The organism is Streptomyces rubellus (assembly GCF_036323805.1).
Classification (GTDB): domain Bacteria; phylum Actinomycetota; class Actinomycetes; order Streptomycetales; family Streptomycetaceae; genus Streptomyces.
The window spans coordinates 119,201-142,237 of sequence record NZ_JAZDCX010000017.1; the positions used below are offsets into that span (position 1 = coordinate 119,201).

General features: G+C 74.1%; 20 protein-coding genes. 4 read left to right on the forward strand and 16 right to left on the reverse strand.

All coding sequences use genetic code 11. The features are described 5' to 3' along the window. Positions 1-1,644 (forward strand): ABC transporter permease, encoded by a 1,644-nt coding sequence (locus V1L54_RS20415; protein WP_443076716.1) that lies wholly within the window; start codon positions 1-3, stop codon positions 1,642-1,644. A gap of 229 nt (positions 1,645-1,873) precedes the next feature. Then, positions 1,874-2,572 carry a hypothetical protein gene (locus V1L54_RS20420; RefSeq protein WP_330119507.1) on the forward strand — a complete coding sequence of 233 codons (699 nt, stop codon included), beginning with the start codon at positions 1,874-1,876 and terminating at the stop codon, positions 2,570-2,572. Here the strand turns inward: V1L54_RS20420 and V1L54_RS20425 are convergent. The 14 genes from V1L54_RS20425 to V1L54_RS20490 all read right to left on the reverse strand — a co-directional run bounded on the left by V1L54_RS20425 (position 2,464) and on the right by V1L54_RS20490 (position 17,523). Next, positions 2,464-4,293 carry a protein kinase domain-containing protein gene (locus tag V1L54_RS20425; protein WP_330119508.1) on the reverse strand — a complete coding sequence of 610 codons (1,830 nt, stop codon included), beginning with the start codon at positions 4,291-4,293 and terminating at the stop codon, positions 2,464-2,466. The two genes, V1L54_RS20420 and V1L54_RS20425, sit on opposite strands and share 109 nt — an antisense overlap. Before the next feature lie 120 nt (positions 4,294-4,413). Then, positions 4,414-5,079, reverse strand: a complete 666-nt coding sequence (locus V1L54_RS20430; RefSeq protein WP_330119509.1) for a response regulator — start codon at positions 5,077-5,079, stop codon at positions 4,414-4,416. Beyond that, on the reverse strand, positions 5,076-6,425 hold the full coding sequence (locus tag V1L54_RS20435; protein WP_330119510.1) for a sensor histidine kinase: 1,350 nt from the start codon (positions 6,423-6,425) through the stop codon (positions 5,076-5,078). Before V1L54_RS20435 ends, V1L54_RS20430 begins: the two co-directional genes overlap by 4 nt. Before the next feature lie 907 nt (positions 6,426-7,332). Next, the gene (locus V1L54_RS20440) at positions 7,333-8,079 is read right to left on the reverse strand and encodes an alpha/beta hydrolase family protein (protein WP_330119511.1); all 747 of its coding nucleotides are present in this window, start codon (positions 8,077-8,079) and stop codon (positions 7,333-7,335) included. Further along, complete coding sequence (kynU, locus tag V1L54_RS20445; protein WP_330119512.1) at positions 8,076-9,299, reverse strand: kynureninase; 1,224 nt, start codon at positions 9,297-9,299, stop codon at positions 8,076-8,078. Before kynU ends, V1L54_RS20440 begins: the two co-directional genes overlap by 4 nt. Further along, positions 9,292-10,146: a tryptophan 2,3-dioxygenase family protein gene (locus V1L54_RS20450; RefSeq protein ID WP_330119513.1), complete on the reverse strand. Its 855-nt coding sequence runs from the start codon at positions 10,144-10,146 to the stop codon at positions 9,292-9,294. The genes kynU and V1L54_RS20450 overlap by 8 nt, the downstream gene beginning before the upstream one ends. Before the next feature lie 89 nt (positions 10,147-10,235). Then, entirely contained in the window at positions 10,236-10,649 is a 414-nt protein-coding gene (locus V1L54_RS20455; protein WP_330119514.1) for a DUF3151 domain-containing protein, read from the reverse strand. 93 nt (positions 10,650-10,742) lie between these two features. Further along, positions 10,743-11,765 carry a class II fructose-bisphosphate aldolase gene (fbaA, locus tag V1L54_RS20460; protein WP_330119515.1) on the reverse strand — a complete coding sequence of 341 codons (1,023 nt, stop codon included), beginning with the start codon at positions 11,763-11,765 and terminating at the stop codon, positions 10,743-10,745. 213 nt (positions 11,766-11,978) lie between these two features. Beyond that, positions 11,979-12,518 (reverse strand): orotate phosphoribosyltransferase, encoded by a 540-nt coding sequence (pyrE, locus tag V1L54_RS20465; RefSeq protein ID WP_330119516.1) that lies wholly within the window; start codon positions 12,516-12,518, stop codon positions 11,979-11,981. Between the two features lie 10 nt (positions 12,519-12,528). Next, positions 12,529-13,353, reverse strand: a complete 825-nt coding sequence (locus V1L54_RS20470) for an aldose epimerase family protein (RefSeq protein ID WP_330119538.1) — start codon at positions 13,351-13,353, stop codon at positions 12,529-12,531. A 98-nt stretch (positions 13,354-13,451) separates the two neighbouring features. Continuing rightward, positions 13,452-14,576: an SRPBCC family protein gene (locus V1L54_RS20475; RefSeq protein ID WP_330119517.1), complete on the reverse strand. Its 1,125-nt coding sequence runs from the start codon at positions 14,574-14,576 to the stop codon at positions 13,452-13,454. 107 nt (positions 14,577-14,683) lie between these two features. Continuing rightward, the gene (locus V1L54_RS20480) at positions 14,684-16,348 is read right to left on the reverse strand and encodes a polyamine aminopropyltransferase (protein ID WP_503676902.1); all 1,665 of its coding nucleotides are present in this window, start codon (positions 16,346-16,348) and stop codon (positions 14,684-14,686) included. Positions 16,349-16,499: 151 nt separating this feature from the next. After that, positions 16,500-17,033: a DUF2617 family protein gene (locus tag V1L54_RS20485; RefSeq protein ID WP_330119518.1), complete on the reverse strand. Its 534-nt coding sequence runs from the start codon at positions 17,031-17,033 to the stop codon at positions 16,500-16,502. Positions 17,034-17,277: 244 nt separating this feature from the next. Beyond that, positions 17,278-17,523 (reverse strand): hypothetical protein, encoded by a 246-nt coding sequence (locus V1L54_RS20490; protein WP_330119519.1) that lies wholly within the window; start codon positions 17,521-17,523, stop codon positions 17,278-17,280. A 135-nt stretch (positions 17,524-17,658) separates the two neighbouring features. On the opposite strand from V1L54_RS20490, the gene V1L54_RS20495 reads away from it, so the two are divergent. Beyond that, a complete protein-coding gene (locus V1L54_RS20495; protein WP_330119520.1) occupies positions 17,659-18,870 on the forward strand; it encodes a pyridoxal phosphate-dependent aminotransferase in 1,212 nt (403 codons plus the stop codon). A 304-nt stretch (positions 18,871-19,174) separates the two neighbouring features. On the opposite strand, the gene V1L54_RS20500 is transcribed toward V1L54_RS20495, so the two are convergent. Then, entirely contained in the window at positions 19,175-19,696 is a 522-nt protein-coding gene (locus V1L54_RS20500; protein WP_330119521.1) for a YbjN domain-containing protein, read from the reverse strand. Between the two features lie 145 nt (positions 19,697-19,841). Here V1L54_RS20500 and V1L54_RS20505 point away from each other — a divergent pair, with 145 nt between their 5' ends. Continuing rightward, the gene (locus V1L54_RS20505) at positions 19,842-20,309 is read left to right on the forward strand and encodes a hypothetical protein (RefSeq protein ID WP_330119522.1); all 468 of its coding nucleotides are present in this window, start codon (positions 19,842-19,844) and stop codon (positions 20,307-20,309) included. 55 nt (positions 20,310-20,364) lie between these two features. Here V1L54_RS20505 and clpB read toward each other — a convergent pair whose 3' ends face one another. Next, positions 20,365-22,968: an ATP-dependent chaperone ClpB gene (gene clpB, locus V1L54_RS20510; protein ID WP_330119523.1), complete on the reverse strand. Its 2,604-nt coding sequence runs from the start codon at positions 22,966-22,968 to the stop codon at positions 20,365-20,367. Between the last annotated feature and the right edge of the window lie 69 nt (positions 22,969-23,037).

Genomic DNA, 23,037 nt, shown 5'->3' on the forward strand with positions numbered 1-23,037 from the left:
GTGACCTCTCCCCCCACCCGCACGGCGCCGGCCCCCGAGCGCCGCGGCGGCTCCCGTCAGGACCTGGCCGGCACCGGGACGCTGCTGCGGCTCGCCCTGCGCCGCGACCGGCTGCTGATCCCGGTGTGGGTGATCCTGCTCGCCGTGCTCGCCACCCAGAGCGCCGTGGCCGTCGAGCAGTTCTACCCGACCGCGGCCGAGCGCGCCGACATGGCCCGGTCGACGAACGCCAACGCCTCGATGCGCGCGATCTACGGCCCGGTCTTCGAGCCCACCCTCGGCGCGGTCTCGGTGTGGGAGCTGCTCACCACCGGAAGCGTGCTCATCGCCATCGTGAGCATGGTGATCGTGGTGCGGCACACCCGCGAGGAGGAGGAGACCGGCCGCCAGGAGCTGATCTCCGCCGCCGTGGTCGGCCACCGCGCACCGCTGACCGCCGCACTGCTGGCCGCCGCCGTCGCCAACGCCGCGGCCGCCGTCCTCATCGCCCTCGGCCTGATCGGCATCGGCCTGCCCACCGCGGGCTCGGTGGCGACGGGACTCACCATCGGCGGCACCGGCATGGTCTTCGCCGCCTTCGCCGCCCTGGCCGCCCAGCTCACCGAGAGCGCCCGGCTCGCCAAGGGGCTGACCGGCGCCGCGCTCGGCGCCGCGTTCATGCTGCGCGCCGCCGGCGACTCCGGTACGGCGGACGGCTCCTCCCCACTGGCCTGGCTCTCCCCGCTGGGCTGGACGCGGAACGTGCGGCCGTACGCCGACGAGCGGTTCTGGGTGCTGCTGCTGATGGTGGCCCTGACCGTGGTGGTGTCCGCCGTGGCGTACGGACTGGCCGGGCGGCGCGACGTCGGCGCCAGCTTCCTGGCCACCCGCCCCGGCCCCGCCGAGGGCCGGATCGGCGGAGTGTACGGACTGGCCTGGCGGCTCCAGCGCGGCTCCCTGCTGGGCTGGGGCACCGGCTTCGCACTGGGCGGCTTCGCCTTCGGAGCCATGGCGGACGGTGCGGACGAGCTGATCGGCGACAACGAGCAGAGCCGCGAGATCATCGAGCGGATGGGCGGTGCCCAGGGCATCACCGACGCCTTCCTCGCCGCCATGATCGGCCTGTTCGGCATGCTCGCGGCGATCTACGCGGTGAGCGCGGTGCTGCGGATGCGCGGCGAGGAGACCTCCGAACGCGCCGAGCCGCTCCTCGCCTCGGTGCTGCCCCGGCTGCGCTGGGCGAGCAGCCATCTGGTCATCGCCTACGCCGGATCGGTCCTCCTGCTCCTCGTCAGCGGCCTGACCACGGGCCTGGGCTACGGCCTGGCCGCCGGTGACATGGGCCAGGTGTGGCGGGCGACCGGCGCCTCCCTGGCGCAGACGCCCGCGGTGTGGCTGCTCGCCGGGGCGGCGGTGCTGCTCTTCGGTGCCCTGCCCGCGCTGAGCGTGGCGGCCTGGGGCCTGGTCGTCGTGGTGCTGGTGATCGGCTGGATCGGCCCGTCGCTGGATCTGCCGCAGTCGGTCATGAACATCAGCCCGTTCACCCACCTGCCCAAGCTGCCCGGCGCGGAGGTGACCGCGGCGCCGTACCTGTGGCTGCTGCTGCTCGCGGCCGTGCCGCTGGTGGCCGGGATCGCCGCCTTCCGGCGCCGCGACATCGGCTGACGGCGGCCGCCGGCGGGCCGGCGGCGGCGAGGCGCCGTACGACGGGACGCGACCGGGTGGTCACGCTCCGCCGTACGGCGCAGCCGTGTCACCCCCGCCGCCCGCCGGGGATGCGGGAGGCCGGGGACGCTGCTCGCATGGGGGCGATGCCACAGACGACACGGACCGACACGGACCGGCACCCACCGGTGCCGGCCGGCACCGTGCCGGAACGTCGCAGGAGGTCGCCATGCAGTCCCCGCACCCCCGGCGGCGCACCGCCGCCCGCTGCCTCGCCACCACCCTGACAAGCGCCCTGACAACCGCTCTGGCCGCCGCCCTGACAGCCGCCCTGGCCGTCAACCCGGCACCGGCCGCCGCGGACACCGGCGACGCCACCCCCGGCACCGGCCGGGAACTCGTCCTCAGCCCGCACCACGGCGGCGCGGGCACCACCGTCGGCGTACGCGCCGTGTGCGAGGCGGGCGGTCCGGGCGGCACCGTCTCCTCGCCCGCCTTCGAGCGGACCGTCGCCCTGGAACGCCCCGCCGGCGGCCCGGTCCGGGAGCGGCACGCCACCGCCGCCGTACGGCCGGGGCTGGCCGTCGGCGGCAGCTATCCCGTGATCGTGCTGTGCGGCACCGGGGAACTGCTGTCCGGCTCCTTCGTCCACACCGGCGTCGTCCACACCGGCGCCACCGGTTCCGAGCCACTCTCCCCCCGGGCGGCGGCCGTCGGCGGTGCCGCGCTCGCGGGGGTGGCCGGCCTGCTGGTGGCGCTGCGCCGCCGCACCGCCGGACAACCGCGCCGACCGCTCGCGCTCCCGCCGGTCCGGCGGCGTCACCGCCGGCCGGCGCCCCGGCTCTCCTGCATCCCGGTCAGGCGCAGCACCACCAGGATCGCCAGCAGCGTCGCCGGGAGCTCCACCAGGTCCAGCAGGACCGAGTAGGCCACGGTGCCCTGCGCGTCGCCGACGGTCCCGGACTCGTACCAGGACTCCCACTCCAGGAGCCCGCCGAGCAGCATGCACAGCCACAGCGTCCACCAGCTGTTGAGCAGCCCGCGGGTGCCGCGGCGGCGGGGGCCGTACCAGTCGCCCCGGTCCACGGCCGGATCGCTGTGGTCCCAGACGTCGTTGACGATCTGCTTGGGCATGAAGAGGCAGACCACCGGGGTGAACCAGGAGCCGACCGCCCACCCCCGGCCGTACCGGATCCGCCCGGGCGCGAACACCTCGGCGTTCACCCGGGCCCGCCAGAACCACAGCACCCACAGCACGACCACCGGCAGGCCGAACAGCACGCTCAGACCCGTCATCGCGTCGGTGGTCGTGCGCAGCGACTCGTGGTCGATCCGGAGATCGCCCAGCGTCGTCTCCTCGGTCGCGTCCAGCGCGTTGTAGAGGCGGATGTTCAGCATGAACTCCACCAGGGTGCACAGCAGCACCGCGCTCAGCGTCGCGCACAGCGCCAGGGACACGCCGCGCAGCGGCTGCAGGACACCGGGAGGAGCCGGGTAGGGGCCGGCGCCCTGCGGCGGCGTGGAGTGCCACGGCTGCCGGGGCACGTACGGCCCGGACAGGCCGACCGGCGCGGTGGGCGGCGCCGAGGGGTACGCGACGGGCCCCGGCGCGGCGACCACGGCGCCGGGCGCCGGGAACCCCGGGGCGGCCGGCACCGGGGACACGGACGGCGGCGGCGGAGTGCCCGGCCGCGGCGGCGCGGCGGCACCGGCCGTCCTCCCGAAGGGGGCGTCCACGGCGGCGTCCGGATCCTCGCTGTCCAGGAGCCGGACGGCGTGGCGGCCGAGTTGGGCCAGCACCTCGCCGGGCAGCCAGGTGCCGCCCACCGGCGCGTGCGGCCCGACCCGGGCGGCCAGTTCGTCCAGCGAGGGCCGGTCGGCGGGCTCCTTCGCCAGGCAGGCCGCCACCAGTTCGCGCAGCGAACCGGGCAGCCCCGTCAGGTCCGGCGGCTCCGTGGCGATCCGGAACAACAGGGCGTGGAAGCCGCTGTCGTCACCGCCGAACGGCATCCGGCCGGTGGCGGCGAAGGCGAGCACCGAGCCCAGGCAGAAGATGTCGCTCGCCGGGGTGACGCGCTCACCGCGCACCTGCTCGGGCGACATGAAGCCCGGCGAGCCGATGACCGCGCCGGTCTGGGTCAGCCCGCTCTCGGTGACGGAGTCCAGGGCGCGGGCGATACCGAAGTCGATCACCTTCGGCCCGTCGATCGTGACCAGCACGTTGGACGGCTTCAGATCCCGGTGCACGAGCCCGGCGCCGTGGATCGCGCGCAGCGCCTCGACCAGCCCGGCGGCCAGCGCGTACACCGAGTGCTCCGGCAGCGGGCCGTGGTCCTCCTCCACCACCGACTGCAGGGACGGCCCGGCGATGTAGCCGGTGGCCACCCAGGGCGTCTCGGCCTCGGTGTCGGCGTCCAGCACCGGCGCCGTCCACTGGCCGCCGACCCGCCGCGCGGCGGTGACCTCCTTGGCGAAGCGCTCCCGGAAGGACCGCTCACGGGCCAGCTCCGGACGGACGACCTTCACCGCGACCGTACGGCCGCGCTCGGAACGGGCCAGATAGACCCGGCCCATCCCGCCGGCACCCAGTCCGCCCAGCAGCCGGTAGCCGCCCACCCAGCGCGGGTCCCCCTCCCCCAATGGCTCCATCGCGCGCCGCTCCTCCCCAACTCACCTGTGGGTCGAGGATAGAGTGCGCGCCGCGCGCCGCCGACGGCGCAACCGATCCGTGACCGCTCGCGCCCCCTCGCCCGGACCGTCGGGGCAGCCTCAGCCGCCCGGTGTGACCAGTCCCGACTCGTACGCGAAGACCGCCGCCTGGGTGCGGTCGCGCAGCCCCAGCTTGACCAGCACCCGGCTGACGTGGGTCTTCACCGTGGACTCGGCGACGACGAGCTCGGCGGCTATCTCACCGTTGGACAGGCCCTGCGCGACGAGCGCGAGCACCTGGGTCTCGCGCTCGGTCAGATCCCCGATCCGCTCCAGGAGCGGGACACGCGGCCCGGACTGCCCGGCGAGCCGGGAGAACTCCACGATCAGCCGCCGGGTGACCGCGGGCGCGAGCAGCGCCTCGCCACCCGCCACCGTCCGTACGCCGTCGGCGAGCTGGCGGGCGGAGGCGTCCTTGAGCAGGAAGCCGCTCGCCCCGGCACGCAGCGCCTGGTAGACGTACTCGTCCAGGTCGTAGGTGGTCAGGATCAGCACCTTCGCCGCGGCCCCCGATGCGCAGATCTCCCGGGTGGCCTCCAGGCCGTTGAGCCGGGGCATCCGGATGTCCATGAGCACCACGTCCGGGGCGAGCGCGGCGACCTGCTCCACGGCCTCCCGGCCGTCGACCGCCTCCCCGACCACCTCCATGTCCGGCTGGGCGTTCAGCAGGACGGAGAAGCCCTCCCGGACCATCACCTGGTCGTCGGTGATCACCACCCGGATCACGCGGGACCACCGTCCGGCTCCCGCTCCGCCGGCTCCAGCGGCAGGAAGACCTCCACCGCGAAACCTCCGTCCCCGGTCGGCTCGGCGTCCAGCTCCCCGCCGAGCACCGCCGCCCGCTCCCGCATCCCCACCAGGCCGTGCCCGCTGCCCGGGGACTCCTTCACCGGCTCCCCCGGCGGGCCGTTGACGATCCGCAGCCCCAGCCCGACGGGCACATAGGCCAGCTCCACCCGGGTGTGCGCACCGGGCGCGTGCCGCAGGACGTTGCTCAGCGCCTCCTGCACGATGCGGTACGCCGACAGCTCCACGCCCTGCGGCAGCGGCCGTACGCTCCCCGTCCGCACCGACTCCACCTCCAGCCCGGCGCGCCGCACGTTGTCCAGCAGCTCGTCCAGATCGGCGAGGGTGGGCTGCGGGGCCTCCGGCCCCAGCTCCAGCCCGCCGGGCAGGTCGGCGCGTACGACACCCAGGACCCGGCGCAGCTCGGTCAGCGCCGTCACCGCGTTCTCCCGGATGGTGGCCAGCGCCGCCACCAGCTCCTCGGGCGGGTCCGGCACCCGGTAGGGGGCGGCCTCGGCCTGGATGGCGACCACCGACATGTGGTGGGCGACCACGTCGTGCAGCTCACGGGCGATCGTGGTGCGCTCCTCCAGCAGGGTCCGCCGGGAACGCTCCTCGGCCACCACCGCGCCCTGCTCGACGACCTGGCGGCGCGAGTCCTGCCAACTGCGTATCCCCAGCAGGAGAGTGAGGGCGAGCCCGGAGAGGATCAGCATGAGATGGACATTGGTGGTGGCGTAGCTGGGAGCGAGCAGCAGGAACAGCCCGCCGGGCAGGGCGGTCACCAGCCACATGTCGAACGCCGTCCGGGGCCGGGACCGGTAGGCGACGATCAGCATGATCGTCAGATGCGAGAAGATGGCCGCGTCCGTCCAGGGCCAGTTGCCCCAGTCCCGCCCGGCGACGGTCGCGGAGACGAGCACACCGCCGATCGACACCCAGAAGGCACCGATGGGCCGGAAGAGCACCATGATCAGCGGCACCCCGAGGAGCAGCGCCCGGAGGGGGGCCCCGTCGTCGTAGAACCTGCTGTCCATCTCGATCGACATCAGCAGCAGTGCCAGCCCCAGGACGGCCAGGTGCGGCAGCCGGCGGGCGGGTCCGCGCACCCGGTCGGGCAGCCGGCGCAGCAGCCGGTGGTCGGCGGACAGCGGCGGCAGCGGGCGGAACGCGAAGGCACCGGTCAGCAGGTTCTCGCGCAGTCCGCGCAGGGTGTCTCGGGCCATCCGCAGCTCGGTGCGCCGCCCGTCGGCGGGGACGGATGCCTTCGTCGTCGTCTCGGTCACGGCACCGAGCCTAGGCAGTCCGGTCCCCCGGGGCGTCCGCCCCCAGTCGCATCCCGGTGGGTCCGTCTCAGGTACTACGGGCTGCGCCCGGGTGCGGGTGGGGTGCGTGCGGGGGTCGGGGCCAGTCCGGGGCGACCATTCCGGACGGCATGATTTACGGCCGTGGACGTGTCACGTCTCCTCACCCGCTCATTGGCCGCAAATCACGCTTGAGTGTCCGGAACGGTCACCCCTCCCCGTCCCCTCCCGCCGTCGCCCGACTACCGGTCCGATTCCCCTGCGCTCCAGACCAGCCCCACTCCCGACACGGTCACCCGATCGCGGACCGCGTCACATACCTCCCCGGGCCGATCCCGCTCCCGAGATGGTCGCCCGGATCGGGGATCGGCACGGACCGGCCCGCCGAACGTGCCCGCAAACCGCCCCGGCTCCGCCAGGGAACACCCCCGCACACCAGGGACGCACAGCAACCCGGCCGCCCTCACGGACCCGGCCGAACGACCGGCACCCCACGACGGGAGGTATGCCTCGGCCGCCCTCACAGGTACGGGTGCACGGCCGGCAACCCGGCCCGCACCGCGGCACGTCCCGGTCACCCTCGCCACCAGGAGCGAGTGGCCGTCCGGCCACGGCCAGGGGCGTCACACGACGTGCACGAGCCGGTGGGCGTGGAGGACCGCAGGCACGACGGGGCGCACCCGGCGACGCCGGGGAGGGGACGGGGAGGGGCGACCGTTCCGGACACTCAAGCGTGATTTGCGGCCAATGAGCGGGTGAGGAGACGTGACACGATCACGGCCGTAAATCATGCCGTCCGGAATGGTCGCCCCGGACTGGCCCCGACCCCAGCACGCACCCCACCCGCACCCCGCACCCCGGACCCCGGACCCCGGGCACGCACCCCTCGTCAGAGGGCTCCCGTCAGCCGGGCGAAGGCCGCCGTGCCGGGGGTGACAGGCGCGTAGTGGCCGGTGCCGGGCAGTTCGGTCAGGTGGGCGCCGGTGGCGGCGGCGTAGCGGCGGGACAGTTCGACGGACACGTCCGCGTCCTCGGTGCCGTGCAGGAGCCGTACGGTGACCGCGGTGGGGTCGGGCGGCGGCAACCGCACGGGATCGGCCTCCGGCAGCCGGCCCGCCACCTCCCCCGGGCCACCCAGCAGCTCCGCGACCGCGCCGCCGCTCAGCCCCAGCTCGTGGGCGCGGCCGAGATCGGCCACCGGGGCGACGGCGACGACCGTCCCCCGCACCAGCCCACGCGCCGCCGCCCACAGCGCGAGGTGACCACCCGCCGAGTGCCCCATCAGCGCCCGCACCTCCCCGAGCCCGGCCAGCTGCGCCAGTGCGCGTTCGACGTCCTCGAAGGTGCCCGGCCAACCACCACCCCCGCCCACCCGCCGGTACTCCACCAGCGCCACCCGCAGGCCGTGCCCGTCCGCCAGCGCGGCGGCGAGCGGGGAGAGATGGGCGCGGTCGTACGCCTCGCGCCAGAACCCGCCGTGCAGGACGGCCACCAGGGGCGCGCCGGACAGTTCCCCGGGCCCGTACAGGTCGATCACCTGGGAGGGGTGGGACCCGTACCGCTCGGTGGCGGGCGGCGGCACCGGGGCCAGGCCCAGCAGTGCCGCCTCCTCGGCGTCGTTGACGTCCCGCCTCACCGGCTCCTCAGCACCTCGCCCAGGACGCGGGCGGCGCGCTCGGTGTCGGCGAAGGACGTGTACAGCGGGGTGAAGCCGAAACGCAGCACGTCCGGGCGGCGATAGTCACCCACCACGCCCCGCGCGACCAGCGCGTCCATGACCGCGCCCGCGTCCGCGCAGCGCAGCGCGACCTGGCTGCCGCGCCTGCCGTGCTCGGCCGGGGTGAGGCACTCCAGCCGCCCGGCGGGCGCGTAGTGGTCCACACGGCGCAGGAAGAAGTCCGTCAGCGCCAGGCTCTTGGCCCGCACCGCCGCGATGTCCACCCCGTCCCAGACCTTCAGTGCCTCCTCCAGCGCCAGCATGGACAGGATGTCCGGGGTCCCGACCCGGCCGCGTACGGCGCCGTCGGCGGGCTCGTACTCCGGGTTCATGGCGAACGGGTCGGCGTGCGAGTTCCAGCCGGGCAGCGGGGAGTCGAAGCGCGGCTGGAGGTCGCGGCGGACGTAGAGGTAGGCGGGGGCGCCGGGGCCGCCGTTGAGGTACTTGTACGTGCAGCCGACGGCCAGGTCCACGCCGTGCTCGTCCAGCCCGACCGGCAGGGCGCCCGCGCTGTGGCACAGGTCCCACACCGTGTACGCGCCGGCCTCGTGGGCGGCGGCGGTGATGCCGGGCAGGTCGTGCAGTTCGCCGGTGCGGTAGTCGACGTGGTTGGCCAGGACGGCGGCGGTACGCGGCCCCACCGAGCCCGGCAGCCCCTCGGCGGGCAGCGCGCGCACCGCGGCACCGGTCAGCCGGGCGGCGGAGACGGCGAGGTAGCCGTCGGTGGGGAAGGTGGCCTCGTCGACCAGCAGGTCGGTGCGGGCCGGGTTGTCCTCGCGGGCGAGACGGATCGCGGCGACCACCGCCTTGAGGACGTTGACGCTGGTGGAGTCGCCGACGACGACCTGGCCGGGCGCGGCGCCGACGATCGGGGCGATGCGGTCGCCGACGCGCTCGGGCGCGGTCCACCAGCCGGACTCGGTCCAGGAGCGGATGCGCAGCCGTCCCCACTCGTGTTCCACGACCTCGGCGAGGCGGGCGGGCACGGTGCGGGGCAGCGCGCCGAGGGAGTTGCCGTCGAGGTAGACGACCGGCTCGCCCTTCTCGTCGTCGAGGACGAAGTCGGCGCGCCGGCCGGCCAGTTCGTCGGCGGCGTCCAGTGCGGCCGCCTCGTCGTGCGGTTCGGTGTGCTCAGACATGGCTGCGGGCCGTCCACAGTTCGGGGAAGACGTTCTTGCGGGCGCGCTTCTCCAGCCAGGCCACCCCGGCGGAGCCGCCGGTGCCCTGCTTGGCGCCCATGGCGCGGCGGGTGGCCGTCAGATGGTCGTTGCGCCAGCGCCAGACGAGTTCGGCCACCTCGGTCAGCGCCTCGCCCAGCCGCAGCAGATCGCTGCCGGGGTCGCCGGAGTAGATCCGCGCCCAGACCGCCTCCACCCCCGGGTCGGGCTCGTAGCGCAGGGAGGCGTCCCGCTCCAGCACGGACCGGGGGACGTCCTCGCCGCGGCGGGCGAGGTAGCCCAGCACCTCGTCGTACAGGCTCGGCTCGTGCAGCGCCTTCTCCAGTTCGGCGTGCACGCGCGGCGCGCCGCGGTGCGGGACGAGCATGGCGGCGGACTTCTCGCCGAGCAGGAACTCCATCCGCCGGTACATCGCGGACTGGAAGCCCGAGCCCTCACCGAGGGCGGAGCGGTAGGAGTTGAACTGCGCCGGGGTGAGGTGGGCCAGCGGCTCCCAGGAGGCGTTGAGCGAGGTCAGCTCGTAGGTGGAGCGCCGCAGTGCGGCCAGTGCGCGGTTCAGGTCGTCCGCGCGCAGCGCCCGGGAGGCGGTGTGCCACTCGTGGACGATGACGGTGAACCACAGTTCCATCACCTGGGTGGTCACCAGGAAGGCCAGCTCTCCGGGATCGTCGGAGAGCGGGTGCTGGAGGTGGGTGAGGACGTCGGCCTTGACGTAGTCCTCGTACGGGGTGGTGCCCGCGAAGTCGAGGTTGGGCTCCTCCGGGCCGGTGGTGCCGGTCTCCGGCTGCTGCGACGACTGTGAGGTCATGAGGGCTGTTCTCCTTGCGCGCTCGCCCGGGATCGCCGGGCCCTTACCCGCAGATCATCGGTTCGGGGCCCGGCGACGGCAAGAGCCGGTCAGGAGAGGGTGGCCGCCGCGGTGGGCGAGCTCTCCTTCAGGAAGGTGGTGCAGCGTTCGTACTCCTCCTGCTCCCCGATGGCCTTGGCGGCCCGGGCCAGGGCGTGCAGGGCGCGCAGGAAGCCCCGGTTCGGCTCGTGTTCGAAGGGGACCGGACCGTGCCCCTTCCAGCCGCTGCGGCGCAGGGCGTCCAGACCCCGGTGGTAGCCGGTGCGGGCGTAGGCGTACGACTCGACCATGCGCCCGGCCGTGTAGGCGTCGTCGGCGAGCTGCGCCCAGGCCAGGGAGGAGGCCGGGTGCTTCGCGGCGACATCGGCGGGGGGAGTGCCCGCGGCGAGCAGCTCGCGCGGCTCGGGGTCGTCGGGAAGATGGGTCGGGGGCGGCCCCCCGAGCAGGTTCTCGTGAATGACCATGCCCCCAGTCTGCACGGTCCCGGTCCGGGTACGGACGGGCCCGGCACCCGCCATGCGGGTGCCGGGCCCGTCCGGGGTACGGGTGCGCGCCCGTTACTTCAGCCTGGTGCCCGTGGAGCGCAGGTTCTCGCACGCCTGGAGCACGCGCGCGGCCATGCCCGCCTCGGCGAGCTTGCCCCAGCTGCGCGGGTCGTAGGTCTTCTTGTCGCCGACCTCGCCGTCCACCTTCAGCACACCGTCGTAGTTGCGGAACATGTGGTCCGCCACGGGACGGGTGAACGCGTACTGGGTGTCGGTGTCGAGGTTCATCTTCACCACGCCGTTCTCCAGCGCGGTGGCGATCTCCTGCTCGGTGGAGCCGGAGCCGCCGTGGAAGACGAAGTCGAACGGGCTCTGCTTGCCGAACTTGGCGGCCACCCCCTCCTGGAGCTCCTTGAGCAGCTCGGGACGGAGGACGACGTTGCCCGGCTTGTAGACGCCGTGGACGTTGCCGAAGGAGGCGGCCAGCAGGTAGCGGCCCTTCTCACCCAGGCCCAGCGCCTCGGCGGTGCGGACCGCGTCGTCGACGGTGGTGTACAGCTCGTCGTTGATCTCGTGGCTGACGCCGTCCTCCTCACCGCCGGTGGGGGTGATCTCCACCTCCAGGATGATCTTCGCGGCAGCGGCGGCGGCCAGCAGCTCCTGGGCGATCTCCAGGTTGTCGGCCAGGGTCTCGGCCGAGCCGTCCCACATGTGGGACTGGAAGAGCGGACCCATGCCCGCCTCCACGCGCTTGCGGGAGAGCTCCAGCAGCGGGCGGACGTAGCCGTCCAGCTTGCCCTTGGGGCAGTGGTCGGTGTGCAGGGCGATGTTGACCGGGTACTTCTCGGCGACGATGTGCGCGAACTCGGCCAGCGCGACCGCGCCGGTCACCATGTCCTTGTTGTACTGGCCGCCCAGGAACTCGGCGCCACCCGTGGAGATCTGGACGATGCCGTCGCTCTCCGCCTCGGCGAAACCGCGCAGCGCGGCGTGCAGCGTCTGCGTCGAGGTCACGTTGATGGCGGGGTAGGCGAACTTGCCTGCCTTCGCCCGGTCGAGCATCTCGTTGTAGACCTCGGGGGTTGCGATGGGCATCTGTCCGCTCCTTGATGGTGTGCGAAAGCTGTTCGGCTCGGTGTGGGTCAACGGAACGACGTCATCGTCGCTCCCATCCTCCCAGACGGGGCGGCCTGCTCCACCCCAGCATCCGTTCACCGCCGGGGGCGGGCCCCGCACCGCCGGCCGGCCTACCCAGCGTCACCGTTTCACGTGAAACGGTGACGCTTCCGGCCCTCCTCCGGTTGTCGGTCAGGACAGGCCCAGGTCGTCCAGGCCGTACGCCTGGTAGTACGGCAGTCCGGCCTTCTCGATCGCCGGGGCCGCGCCGCGCTCGACGATGACGGCCACGCCCACGACCTCCGCCCCGGCCTCCCGCAGCGCCTCGACCGCCGTGAGCACCGAGCCGCCCGTGGTGGAGGTGTCCTCGACCGCCAGCACCCGGCGGCCCGCCACGTCCGGTCCCTCGATCCGGCGCTGGAGACCGTGTGCCTTGCCCGCCTTGCGGACCACGAAGGCGTCCAGCCGCCGGCCGCGCGCGGTGGCGGCGTGCAGCATCGCGGCGGCCACCGGGTCGGCACCGAGGGTCAGACCGCCCACCGCGTCGTACTCCAGGCCGTCGGTGAGGTCGAGCAGCACCTGGCCGACCAGCGGCGCGGCCTCGCCGTCCAGGGTGATCCGGCGCAGATCGACGTAGTAGTCGGCCTCCTTGCCGGAGGAGAGGGTCACCCTGCCGTGGACCACGGCCTTGTCCTTGATCTGCCGCAGCAGCTTCTCGCGCGCATCGCTCATGGCGACGAGCCTAGGACAGCTCCTGGTCAGGGCGGCGCCAGGTCCAGGTGGTGGTGGCCTCCAGCGGATCGATGGGCGTGACCAGGCGGGGATGGGTGTTGAGCCCGTTGGGCGGGCCGGTCTGCGGCTCCACACAGACGGCCTCGGCCTGCTCGTCGTAGACGACCACCCACTCGCAGCGGCTGGTGACCCTCAACTCCAGTTCGCCGGGCCAGGTCAGGGTCACGTCCACCCCGTCCGGCATGCCGAAGCAGTCGTCCCAGGGGCCGGGCCCGGGGTCGGTACGGCGGCCGGTGGGCACCTGGTCCGCACCGCGCTCCTCCTGCCAGGCGGGGGCGAAGTCCAGGGTGACGTCCCCGCCGCCCCGGCCGAGGTTGCGCAGGAACCAGGGGTGCCAGCCGGCCTGGGCGGGGAAGGAGTCCCCGAACGTCTCCACGCCCAGGGTCAGGGTGAGCCCGGCGCCGTCCTCGGCCAGTTCCACCAGTTGGGTGACCCGGCCCGGCCAGGGCCAGGGTTCGGTGAGGTCGCAGAAGAAGGCCGCGGCGCGCTCGTCGCTGCGGGCCGTGCGCCAGGCCCGGCGGCGCACGGTGCCGTGTATCGCGTGCTCCCCCGAGTCCACGGGCAGTTGGTACGTCTCCCCGCCACTGTGGAGACGCCCCTGCCGGGTCCGCCCGCACCAGGGCACCATCACGAACGAGCCGAACCGCTCGCCCTGCCTCAGCACCTCCGTGCCGCCGATGCGCAGCGAGGCGATCCGGCAGCCGCGCTCCGGCTCGACGGTCACCTCGGTGTCGCCCGCCCGCAGGCGCACTCCGCTCTCCGCGTCGTTCCTCATGTCATGAGCAGCCACACCCAGGACCCTAGACCGCGTCGTGCTCGAACGGCGTTCATCCGGAGCCGTGTTGGCGGCACCGGGGTACCGGCCGGTGCCGGTCAGCGGCGGCGGCGCAGCACCCGGCCGACGACGACCGCCGAGGCCACCACCAGCGCGGCCGCCGGGGCGGCCCAGCGCAGTACGGCGGCTGCCGAGGGGGTGTCCTGGAGCGGCGGTACGGGTGCGTAACGGCCGCGCGGCGGCGCGTGGTCCACCTCCTCGGCGCTGCGCCCGATCATCGTCCGGCGGGCGTGGGCGGCCTCGGCGGCGTGCCGGGGCTCCGCGTCGAGATCGTCGAGATCGTCGACGTCACCGATACCGTCGACGCCGTCGAGGTCATCGACGTCGTCGGCCTCGACGAGGTCCTCCGGGCCGTCACCGGAGCCGGCGGCGAGGTCGTCGCCGATTCCGCCGCCGAACTCCTCATCACCCGTCGGCTCCGGGGCCGGCGGGGGGATCTCGACTTCGAGGACCCCTTTCCCCGCGCCGTCCTCCGCACCTTCCCCGGGCCGTTCGTCTTCCGGCTCCTCCGGATCCTCCGGCTCTCCGGCACGGGTGGCGGCCCGGTCCCGGGCCTCGGCGGAGGCGGGGGTCTCGGGGGCGGGGATGCCGGGGATCACCGGCTCGTTGTCGTCGGGTTCACCGATCCCGCCGGGCGCGGCCGCGGTGCCGGCGGCGCCCGCCGCCGTACCCGGACCGATCGGGTCGGCGGCCAGACCGGCCGCCAGTTCGCCGCCGAAACGGTCCAGCAGACGGCGGCCCGCCGTGTGCCGCTGCCGCTCCTCGAACTCCGTGATCCGGCCCTCACCGCGCAGTTCCGCCGTGCAGACGAGCACCGTGCCCTCGCCGTCGTCGGCCGGGCGTGTCGCCGCCGTCAGGGCCAGCTCCACCGAGCCCTCGCCCCGGGCCTCACCGCCCTCGGCCCGGACCGTGTACGTCCCGCCGCCGTCTCCATCGCCGTCTCCGCCGCCGTCCTCCCGGGCCAGCCGCAGGCTTCCCCGGTAGGTGATGCTGGAGCTGCCGATCCGCACCTTCAGCCGCCCCCGGAGGACCACTTCGCCCCCGGGGCCCGCCTCCGCGGTGTCGGGCTGGAACCCGGACACGCAGCGTGCGACGCGTTCCGGCTCGGCGAGCGCCGCCCGGACGGCTTCGGCGGCGAACGGCACGTACACCTCATGCTCCATGAGGCGGAGCCTACCCAGTACCCCCGGCACCAGTACCCGGTCCGCACCGGCATCGGCATGCCGCGCGCCGCTCCGGCGAGCCGCCGCCGGGCACCCGGCGAGGCGCCTCACGCCCGGTAGCGCGGGTGCATCAGGGTGGAGGGCGGCAGTCCGGTGACGCGGTCGCGCGCCGCGCGTCCGGCGGCACGTGCCAGGTCCGCCCGGTCGACGGCGTGCGGGCCGGGGCCCCCGGGGGCGAGGCCGAGCGGTGGCCGTACGCCGCGTGCCGCCAGGACGAACCCCCAGTGGCCGGACCGCGTGCCGTCCTTCCGCTCCCGCCACCGCGTACGTTCGGGGCCGGTGGCGAAGCCGGAGGCCCGCCCGTCCACCACATAGGGCGTGGTGCGCAGCCCCGCGGCCCGCACCGTGCTCTCCACCGTCCAGTAGGCGTGCGACCGGCCGCCGGCCGGCCCCGCGTGCACCGCCAGCCGGCCCGGGGCGGTGAGCACCCGGCCCGCCAGCCCGAAGAACTCCTGGGAGTACAGCCGGGCGGTGGCCGGGATGCCGGGGTCGGGCAGATCGGAGACCACCACGTCGTACGGCCGCCGTCCGGAGTGCGGCCAGGCGCGCAGCCAGTCGAAGGCGTCGGCGGTCTCGACCCGCACCCGCGGGTCGTCGAAGGCCCGCCGGTTGAGGCGGCTGAGCACCGGGTCGGTGCGGCCCAGCCGGATGACACCGGGGTCGATCTCCACCACCGTCACCGAGGTCACGCCCGGGTGGCGCAGCACCTCGCGCAGCGCGAGGCCGTCGCCGCCGCCCAGGACCAGCACGCGGTCGCGCGGGCCGGCCGCCATCGCCGGATGGACCAGCGACTCGTGGTAGCGCCGCTCGTCCTCGCCGCACACCCGCAGCCGGCCGTCGAGGAACATCCCGAACGCGGACGGTCCGTCCCGGCCGTGCCGGTCGCTCCCGGTGAGCACGATCTCCTGGACACCGGTGCTCAGCGCCACCCGCACCTCCCCGCCGTACACCGCCCGCCGCGCGGCCGCCGTGAAGGGCTCGACGACGGTGGTGGCGGTCACCAGCACCGCCACCACCAGGACGTTGGCGGTCAGCAGGACGCGGCGGACCCGGCGGGAGAGGTCGTCGTGGAACAGCCACAGCACCAGTGCGCCGCCCGCGACGGCGTTCACCGTCCCGACCACCAGCGCCCCCGAGAGCTGGCCCAGCAAGGGCAGCAGCAGGAAGGGGAAGGCGAGCCCGCCGACGAGGGCGCCCACGTAGTCCGCGGCGAAGAGGTCGGCGACCGCCCCGCCCGCGTCCTGCTTCCGGATCCGCTGGATGAGCGTCATCAGCAGCGGCATCTCGGCGCCGATGAGCACGCCGATCACCAGCGAGAAGCCGATCACCAGGAACCCGGCCCCGCCGAACCAGGCGAAGCACGCGTACAGCACCATCACCGAGGAGCCGCCGACCAGCGCCAGCACCGCCTCGACCAGCGCGAACCCGGCCGCCGCCCGGTTGCGCAGCCGTTTGGCCAGGAGCGACCCCAGCCCCATGGCGAAGACCATCACCGACAGCACCACGGAGGTCTGGGTCACGGAGTCGCCCGCCAGGTAGGAGCCGATGGCGACGAGTTCGAGCTCGTAGACGAGCCCGCAGGCGGCGCACACGAAGACCGCGGCGAGAACGAGGAACCGGCCGACTCCGGCCGGCACGGGCAGCCGCGCCGGAGTGTGCTCCGGCGCGGAGGTCGGCGAACCCGTGGGGACGGAAGCGGTCGTTTCGATCACGTCAAGAACGCTACGGGACCCTTTCCGCGGGATTCGTCACTCACACGGGTCAATGGGTCGCGCGGGAGGCCGGTACAGCGCTTCACCTGATCGCACGCGCCGCACGCACGGCGCACACGGCGCATGCCGGATGTCCGGGGTGGGAGCGGGCCTACACCCCCACCCGCTCCGGTTCCCGCACCCGCGTCCCGACCCTGGTGTGCGTCACGACGAGCCGCCCCTCCTGCGGGTAGGAGTGCCAGGTCCGCCAGTGCACCTGGCCGCCGAGCCGCTGCACCAGCATGGCGGTGAAGGCGTGCGGATCGCCGGGGAAGATCCCGGCCAGGCCGTGGGGGTGGTCCGCGACCAGCGCGAGCAGCTCCTGGGCACGTCCCGCGAAGGAGCCGCCGGGGAGCGTCTCGACGCGCGCCGCGAACGCGTACTCCCAGTCGTCGACCCGCTTGGAGACCCCCAGCGGCAGCGGCGTCCGGCTGCCGGGGATGCACGCCACGGTCTCCGAGCAGGTGGTGCCGTCCGTGTCCTGGAGCAGCACCTGGTGCGAGGCGCCGAGCAGCCTCAGCTGTACCCGGGCGCGGGGTAGTTCGAGGTCCAGCTCCGCCAGGGCGGGCAGGGGCTCGCGCCCCAGCGCCCAGGCGAGGTCGCCGGCTCGGGTGTCGGTGTACGAGGTCTTGAGAGTGGTGAGCATCGATCGGCTCCGCAAGCACGCAGTGAGAGTGGGCCGGCCCCTCGGACGGTCCAGGAGGGACCGGAGGGTGTCGTCCTGACGCCGGCTCGTGCCCACGTGGGGCCCGTTACACAGTCACCGAACCATGGAACGCCCACCGCCTACAGGGTTTTTACTGGGCTTCGTCGGGTTTCCATACCAAAGGGGACCTGTCAGTTCAGATGTTCTCCCCGTTGTTCTGCAACCGCTGTACGGGTGAACGGCGTCAGGCGCCGCCCCCGCAGCCGCCTCCCCCACCGCAGCCGCCACCGCCACCGCCGCTGCCGCCGCCGTCGCAGGACGACGAGCCGCCGCCGTCGTGGCCGGAGCCGCCGTCCGCGGCGACCAGCCCGCCCCAGACGTAGCCCCCCGAACCGCCGCCCGTCGTCCGGCGCCGCCGCCGTCCCACGATCCTGACCGCCACGGCGACCACGGCAAGGACCAGGACCAGCGTGATGATGAGACCCGTCATGGTGCTCCCCCTCCTCTTTCTCGCTTCTCCGCGTCTCCGCGCCCCCTCCGCACCCCCGTGCGGGCTCACGTTCACGATGCCCGGTGGCCGCGCGGGCCAAAGCGGAGTTGAGGAAGTCCAGAGGTTCGGCGGAGGATGGCCGCCATGACCGCCACCGGACGCCCGCTGCTCAACCGCCGCCTGGCCGAGTTCGGCACCACCGTCTTCGCCGAGATGTCGGCGCTGGCCGTGGCGACCGGCGCGATCAACCTCGGCCAGGGCTTCCCCGACACCGACGGCCCCGAGGAGGTCCGCGAGGCGGCCGTACGGGCGCTGCGCGACGGCCGCGGCAACCAGTACCCGCCCGGCCCGGGCGTCCCCGAACTGCGCGCGGCCGTCGCGGAGCACCAGCGGCGCTTCCACGGCCTGTCGTACGACCCGGACACCGAGGTCCTGGTCACCGCCGGGGCCACCGAGGCGATCGCCGCGGCGCTGCTGGCCCTGGTGGAGCCGGGCGACGAGGTGATCGCCCTGGAGCCGTACTACGACTCCTACGCCGCGTGCGTCGCCATGGCGGGCGGCACCCGGGTGCCGGTCACCCTGCGCCCGGACCACGGCGGCGACCGGCCCGCGTACCGCCTGGACCTGGACGAGCTGCGGGACGCCGTCACCCCCCGCACCCGGCTGCTCCTCCTCAACACCCCGCACAACCCCACCGGCACCGTCCTCACCCGCGCCGAGCTGACCGCCGTCGCCGAGCTGGCGGTGGAGCGGGACCTGCTGGTGGTCACCGACGAGGTGTACGAGCACCTGGTCTACGAGGGCGAGCACCTCCCCATCGCCTCCCTGCCGGGGATGCGGGAGCGCACTGTGACGATCTCCAGCGCCGGCAAGACGTTCTCCTTCACCGGCTGGAAGGTCGGCTGGGTGACGGCCGTCCCGGAGCTGGTGACGGCGGTGCGGTCGGCCAAGCAGTACCTGACCTACGTCTCGGCGGGTCCCTTCCAGTACGCCGTCGCCGAGGCGCTCGCCCTGCCGGACGCCTACTACCGCGGGCTGCGCGAGGACCTGCGCGCCAAGCGGGACCTGCTGGTCGCGGGGCTCGCGGCGACGGGCCTCACCGTCCACCGGCCGGCGGGCACGTACTTCGTCACCACCGACATCCGGCCGCTGGGCGAGAGCGACGGGATGGCCTTCTGCCGTTCGCTGCCGGAGCGCTGCGGGGTGGTGGCGGTGCCCAATGTCGTCTTCTACGACCGCGCGGCGGAGGGGGCGCACTTCGTGCGCTTCGCGTTCTGCAAGCGCGAGGCCGTTCTCGAGGAGGCGGTACGGCGCCTGGAGGAAGGCCTGCGGGGCGGGGCCGTCTGACACCGGCGGGCCGGCGGCCACCGGGCCCGTCCGCCGCACCCACGCCACGCGTACGCCGTACGGCGTACGCGTGGCCCGGGAGCGGATCTCCGGCCCTGCCGCGGCGCCGACGGGCCCCGTCGACGGCCCGGAGGACGGGCGACCGGTCGAGGCCGGACACCCCGGTCCGACGGGCCCGGGAGCTGTCCGTCGCGCGCCGGGCGGCCACCGGCCCCGGGCGCGGACGCGCGCCGGCCCCGGGCGCGGCCGTACCGGTCCGCGCCCGGGGCCGGGCGTGCCACGGGGTGCTGCGGGCCGAGGAGGGTCAGTCCTCGCCGCCGTCGGACTCCACGTCCTTGGCCAGACCGAGCTGCTCGACGAGCCAGCGGTCGAACTCGACCGAGGCGCGCACCCAGCTCACCGTGCTGGAGACGAAGTGCTCCAGGGAGACGCCGACGCCGATCAGCATCTGCGCCTCGCCGATCAGCCGGACCGTGCCGTCGTCGTGCGTGTGGCTGTAGACCTTCGGCCACAGCGTGCGGCGGTTCCAGTCGTCGAGCAGCTCCAGCAGGCGGGTCTTGTCCTCGATGGAGTGCGGACGGTCGTAGAACGTCCGGACGGAGAAGATCTGCTGCTCCTTCTCGCCCCGGAACATGAAGTAGGTGCGGAACTCCTCCCACGGCGCCGCGAGGTCACCCTCGTCGTCGACGACGTACTTGAGCTCCATCTGGTCCAGGAGCTGCTTGACCAGGTCCTGGTCGGGGATGACCGGCCCGGTGGGCCCGGTCGGCTGCTGCTCGGGCTGCTGGCCCCCGAAGTTCGGAATCGAGGACGGGTCGATGCTCACCGTGGATTTCCCTTCATACGATTCCTGCCATCCTCCCTCACCCCGGGCGGGTCATGGCAAGCCAGGACCGCCGGTACTGGAACGGCGGGCCGGTACGACGGGTCCGTACGGGGGAGGATCGCGGTGGCTGCGAGGGAGGTACGCGGTGACGGAAGCGGGGAGATCCGCGCACGGGAGGCGGCCGCACGCCGTGGTGCGGGCGCTGTCGGCCCTGCCGCTGCTGTGCGCGGCGGCGGCCTGCACGGCCGCCTGCGGCGGAGACGACGACAGCGGCGACGGCCGGCCCGGCGTCCGCTCGCCGATCGGCTGCGCCGAGGCGATGGACTTCGCCGGCGGCACCCTGCCCGAGGGGGCCACCGACCAGGACTGCTCGACGGAGTCCGGGATCGACACCATGGTGCGCGGCACCTTCCGGATGCCGGGCGCGGACGCGGGACCGTGGCTGGAGCGCGCCTTCCCCGACGCGCTGCCCGTCCCGGAGGCCGTCCCGTGCGATGCCGACCGGTGTGTGGAGACCGACAGGCCGGGCGGCGAGGCCCATGTCGTGCGGGTCTCCGTGACGGATGAGGGCGGGGGCACCGCCCTCATCCGCCTGGAGGCGTTCACCAGGTGAGCGCCGGGGCGCCGGGGCTCCCGGGACTGGGAGCCCCCGCACCCCGGCGGGCCGGTCACCGCACCGGCGCGACGGTCAGGCCCGCCTCCTCCAGCCCGACGTCCACCCGGACGGTGTCGCCGTCGCGGACGTCACCCGCCAGGATCGCGCGGGCGAGCTGGTCGCCGATGGCCGTCTGGACCAGGCGGCGCAGCGGGCGGGCGCCGTAGGCCGGGTCGTTGCCCTCGACCGCCAGCCAGTCCAGCGCGGCGTCGGTGACGTCCAGGACGAGCCGCCGGTCGGCCAGCCGCCGGGAGAGGGCGTCGATCTGGAGCCGGGCGATGCGGCGCAGCTCCTCGCCGCTGAGCGCGGTGAAGATCACCAGGTCGTCCAGCCGGTTGAGGAACTCGGGCCGGAAGGAGGAGCGGACGGTCGCCATGACCTTCTCCCGCTTCTCCTCCTCCTTGGCGAGCGGGTCCATCAGGAACTGGCTGCCGAGGTTGGAGGTCAGGACGAGGATGGCGTTGCGGAAGTCCACCGTCCGGCCCTGCCCGTCGGTGAGCCGTCCGTCGTCGAGCACCTGGAGCAGGATGTCGAAGACCTCGTGGTGGGCCTTCTCCACCTCGTCCAGCAGCACGACGCTGTACGGGCGCCGCCGTACCGCCTCGGTGAGCTGGCCGCCCTCCTCGTAGCCGACGTAGCCGGGGGGCGCGCCGACCAGCCGGGCGACCGAGTGCTTCTCGCTGTACTCGCTCATGTCGATGCGGACCATGGCCCGCTCGTCGTCGAAGAGGAAGTCGGCGAGCGCCTTGGCCAGCTCGGTCTTGCCGACGCCGGTGGGGCCGAGGAACAGGAACGAGCCGGTGGGCCGGTCCGGGTCGGCGATCCCGGCCCGGGAGCGGCGCACCGCGTCGGAGACGGCGCGGACGGCCTCGCGCTGGCCGATCAGCCGCCGGCCCAGCTCCTCCTCCATGCGGAGCAGCTTCTGCGTCTCGCCCTCCAGCAGCCGTCCGGCGGGGATGCCGGTCCAGGCGGCGACGACGTCGGCGATGTCGTCCGAGCCGACCTCCTCCTTGACCATGGTGTGCCGGTCCCCCTGCGTGGCGGCCTCCTGCTCGGCGGCCGAGGCCTCCGCCAGTTCCCGCTCCAGGGCGGGGATCTCGCCGTAGAGCAGCTGGGAGGCGGTCTCGAAGTCGCCGTCGCGCTGGGCGCGCTCGGCCCGGCCGCGGGTCTCGTCGAGCCGCTCCTTCAGCTCGCCGACGCGGTTGAGGCCCTGCTTCTCCTTCTCCCAGCGGGCGGTCAGACCGCGCAGTTCCTCCTCGCGGTCGGCCAGCTCGCGGCGGAGCCGCTCCAGCCGGTCGCGGGAGGCGGCGTCGCTCTCGCCGGCCAGTGCCAGCTCCTCCATCTTCAGCCGGTCCACGGCGCGCTGGAGCTCGTCGATCTCCACGGGCGAGGAGTCGATCTCCATGCGGAGCCGGGAGGCCGCCTCGTCCACCAGGTCGATGGCCTTGTCCGGCAGGAAGCGGGAGGTGATGTAGCGGTCGGACAGCGCGGCGGCGGCCACCAGCGCGCCGTCGGCGATCTGCACCTTGTGGTGGGCCTCGTAGCGCCCCTTGAGGCCGCGGAGGATGGCGACGGTGTCCTCGACGGTGGGCTCGGCGACCAGCACCTGCTGGAAGCGGCGCTCCAGGGCCGGGTCCTTCTCGATCCGCTCGCGGTACTCGTCCAGCGTGGTGGCGCCGACCATGCGCAGCTCGCCGCGGGCCAGCATCGGCTTGAGCATGTTGCCCGCGTCCATCGCGGAGTCGCCGCCGGCGCCCGCGCCGACGACGGTGTGCAGCTCGTCGATGAAGGTGACGATCCGCCCGTCGCTGGACCTGATCTCGGCCAGGACGGCCTTGAGCCGCTCCTCGAACTCGCCGCGGTACTTGGCGCCGGCGACCATCGCGCCCAGGTCGAGGGCGACCAGCCGCTTGTTCTTCAGCGACTCGGGGACGTCGCCCTTGACGATGCGCTGGGCCAGGCCCTCCACGACGGCGGTCTTGCCGACGCCGGGCTCGCCGATGAGCACCGGGTTGTTCTTGGTGCGCCGGGAGAGGACCTGCACCACCCGGCGGATCTCCTGGTCGCGGCCGATGACCGGGTCGAGGCGGCCCTCGCGGGCGGCGGCGGTCAGGTCGGTGCCGAACTTCTCCAGCGCCTTGTAGGTGCCCTCCGGGTCGGGGGTGGTGACGCGCTGCCCGCCGCGGGCGCGCTCGAAGGCGTCCTGCAGCTTCTTCGCCGTGGCGCCCTGCCGGTCGAGCAGCGTGCCCGTCCGGCCGCCCCGGGCGGCCAGCGCGATCAGCAGGTGCTCGGTGGAGACGTAGGCGTCGCCGAGCTCCTTGGCGCGCTGCGCGGCGTCGGCGAGGACGGACAGCAGTTCGCGGTCCGGCTGGGGCTTGGCGACGGTGGAGCCCTGCACACTGGGCAGCGCGGCCAGCAGGCGCTCGGTCTCGGAGCGCAGCGCCGCCTGGTCGGCGTCGACGGCGGCGAGCAGATCCTGGATGTTCTCGTTGTCCTGGCCCTCCAGCAGGGCCAGCAGCAGATGGGCCGGGGTGATGTCGGGGTGCCCGCCGGTGAGGGCGCGGTTGTTGGCCGCGCTGATCGCGTCCCGGCTCCTGTTCGTCAGCTCGGCGTCCACGGGTACGTGCTCCTCCTCTGTCGCCACAACTCTGCACTGAACAACATGCAGTAAGTTGAGTCTATGCCA

Excerpts from the sequence above, each read along its gene's own strand:
- V1L54_RS20420 (WP_330119507.1), top strand. The coding sequence starts at position 1,874 with ATGCAGTCCCCGCACCCCCGGCGGCGCACCGCCGCCCGCTGCCTCGCC.
- V1L54_RS20425 (WP_330119508.1), bottom strand. The coding sequence starts at position 4,293 with ATGGAGCCATTGGGGGAGGGGGACCCGCGCTGGGTGGGCGGCTACCGG.
- kynU (WP_330119512.1), bottom strand. The coding sequence starts at position 9,299 with ATGTCTGAGCACACCGAACCGCACGACGAGGCGGCCGCACTGGACGCC.
- V1L54_RS20450 (WP_330119513.1), bottom strand. The coding sequence starts at position 10,146 with ATGACCTCACAGTCGTCGCAGCAGCCGGAGACCGGCACCACCGGCCCG.
- V1L54_RS20455 (WP_330119514.1), bottom strand. The coding sequence starts at position 10,649 with ATGGTCATTCACGAGAACCTGCTCGGGGGGCCGCCCCCGACCCATCTT.
- fbaA (WP_330119515.1), bottom strand. The coding sequence starts at position 11,765 with ATGCCCATCGCAACCCCCGAGGTCTACAACGAGATGCTCGACCGGGCG.
- pyrE (WP_330119516.1), bottom strand. The coding sequence starts at position 12,518 with ATGAGCGATGCGCGCGAGAAGCTGCTGCGGCAGATCAAGGACAAGGCC.
- V1L54_RS20470 (WP_330119538.1), bottom strand. The coding sequence starts at position 13,353 with ATGAGGAACGACGCGGAGAGCGGAGTGCGCCTGCGGGCGGGCGACACC.
- V1L54_RS20475 (WP_330119517.1), bottom strand. The coding sequence starts at position 14,576 with ATGGAGCATGAGGTGTACGTGCCGTTCGCCGCCGAAGCCGTCCGGGCG.
- V1L54_RS20485 (WP_330119518.1), bottom strand. The coding sequence starts at position 17,033 with ATGCTCACCACTCTCAAGACCTCGTACACCGACACCCGAGCCGGCGAC.
- V1L54_RS20490 (WP_330119519.1), bottom strand. The coding sequence starts at position 17,523 with ATGACGGGTCTCATCATCACGCTGGTCCTGGTCCTTGCCGTGGTCGCC.
- V1L54_RS20495 (WP_330119520.1), top strand. The coding sequence starts at position 17,659 with ATGGCCGCCATGACCGCCACCGGACGCCCGCTGCTCAACCGCCGCCTG.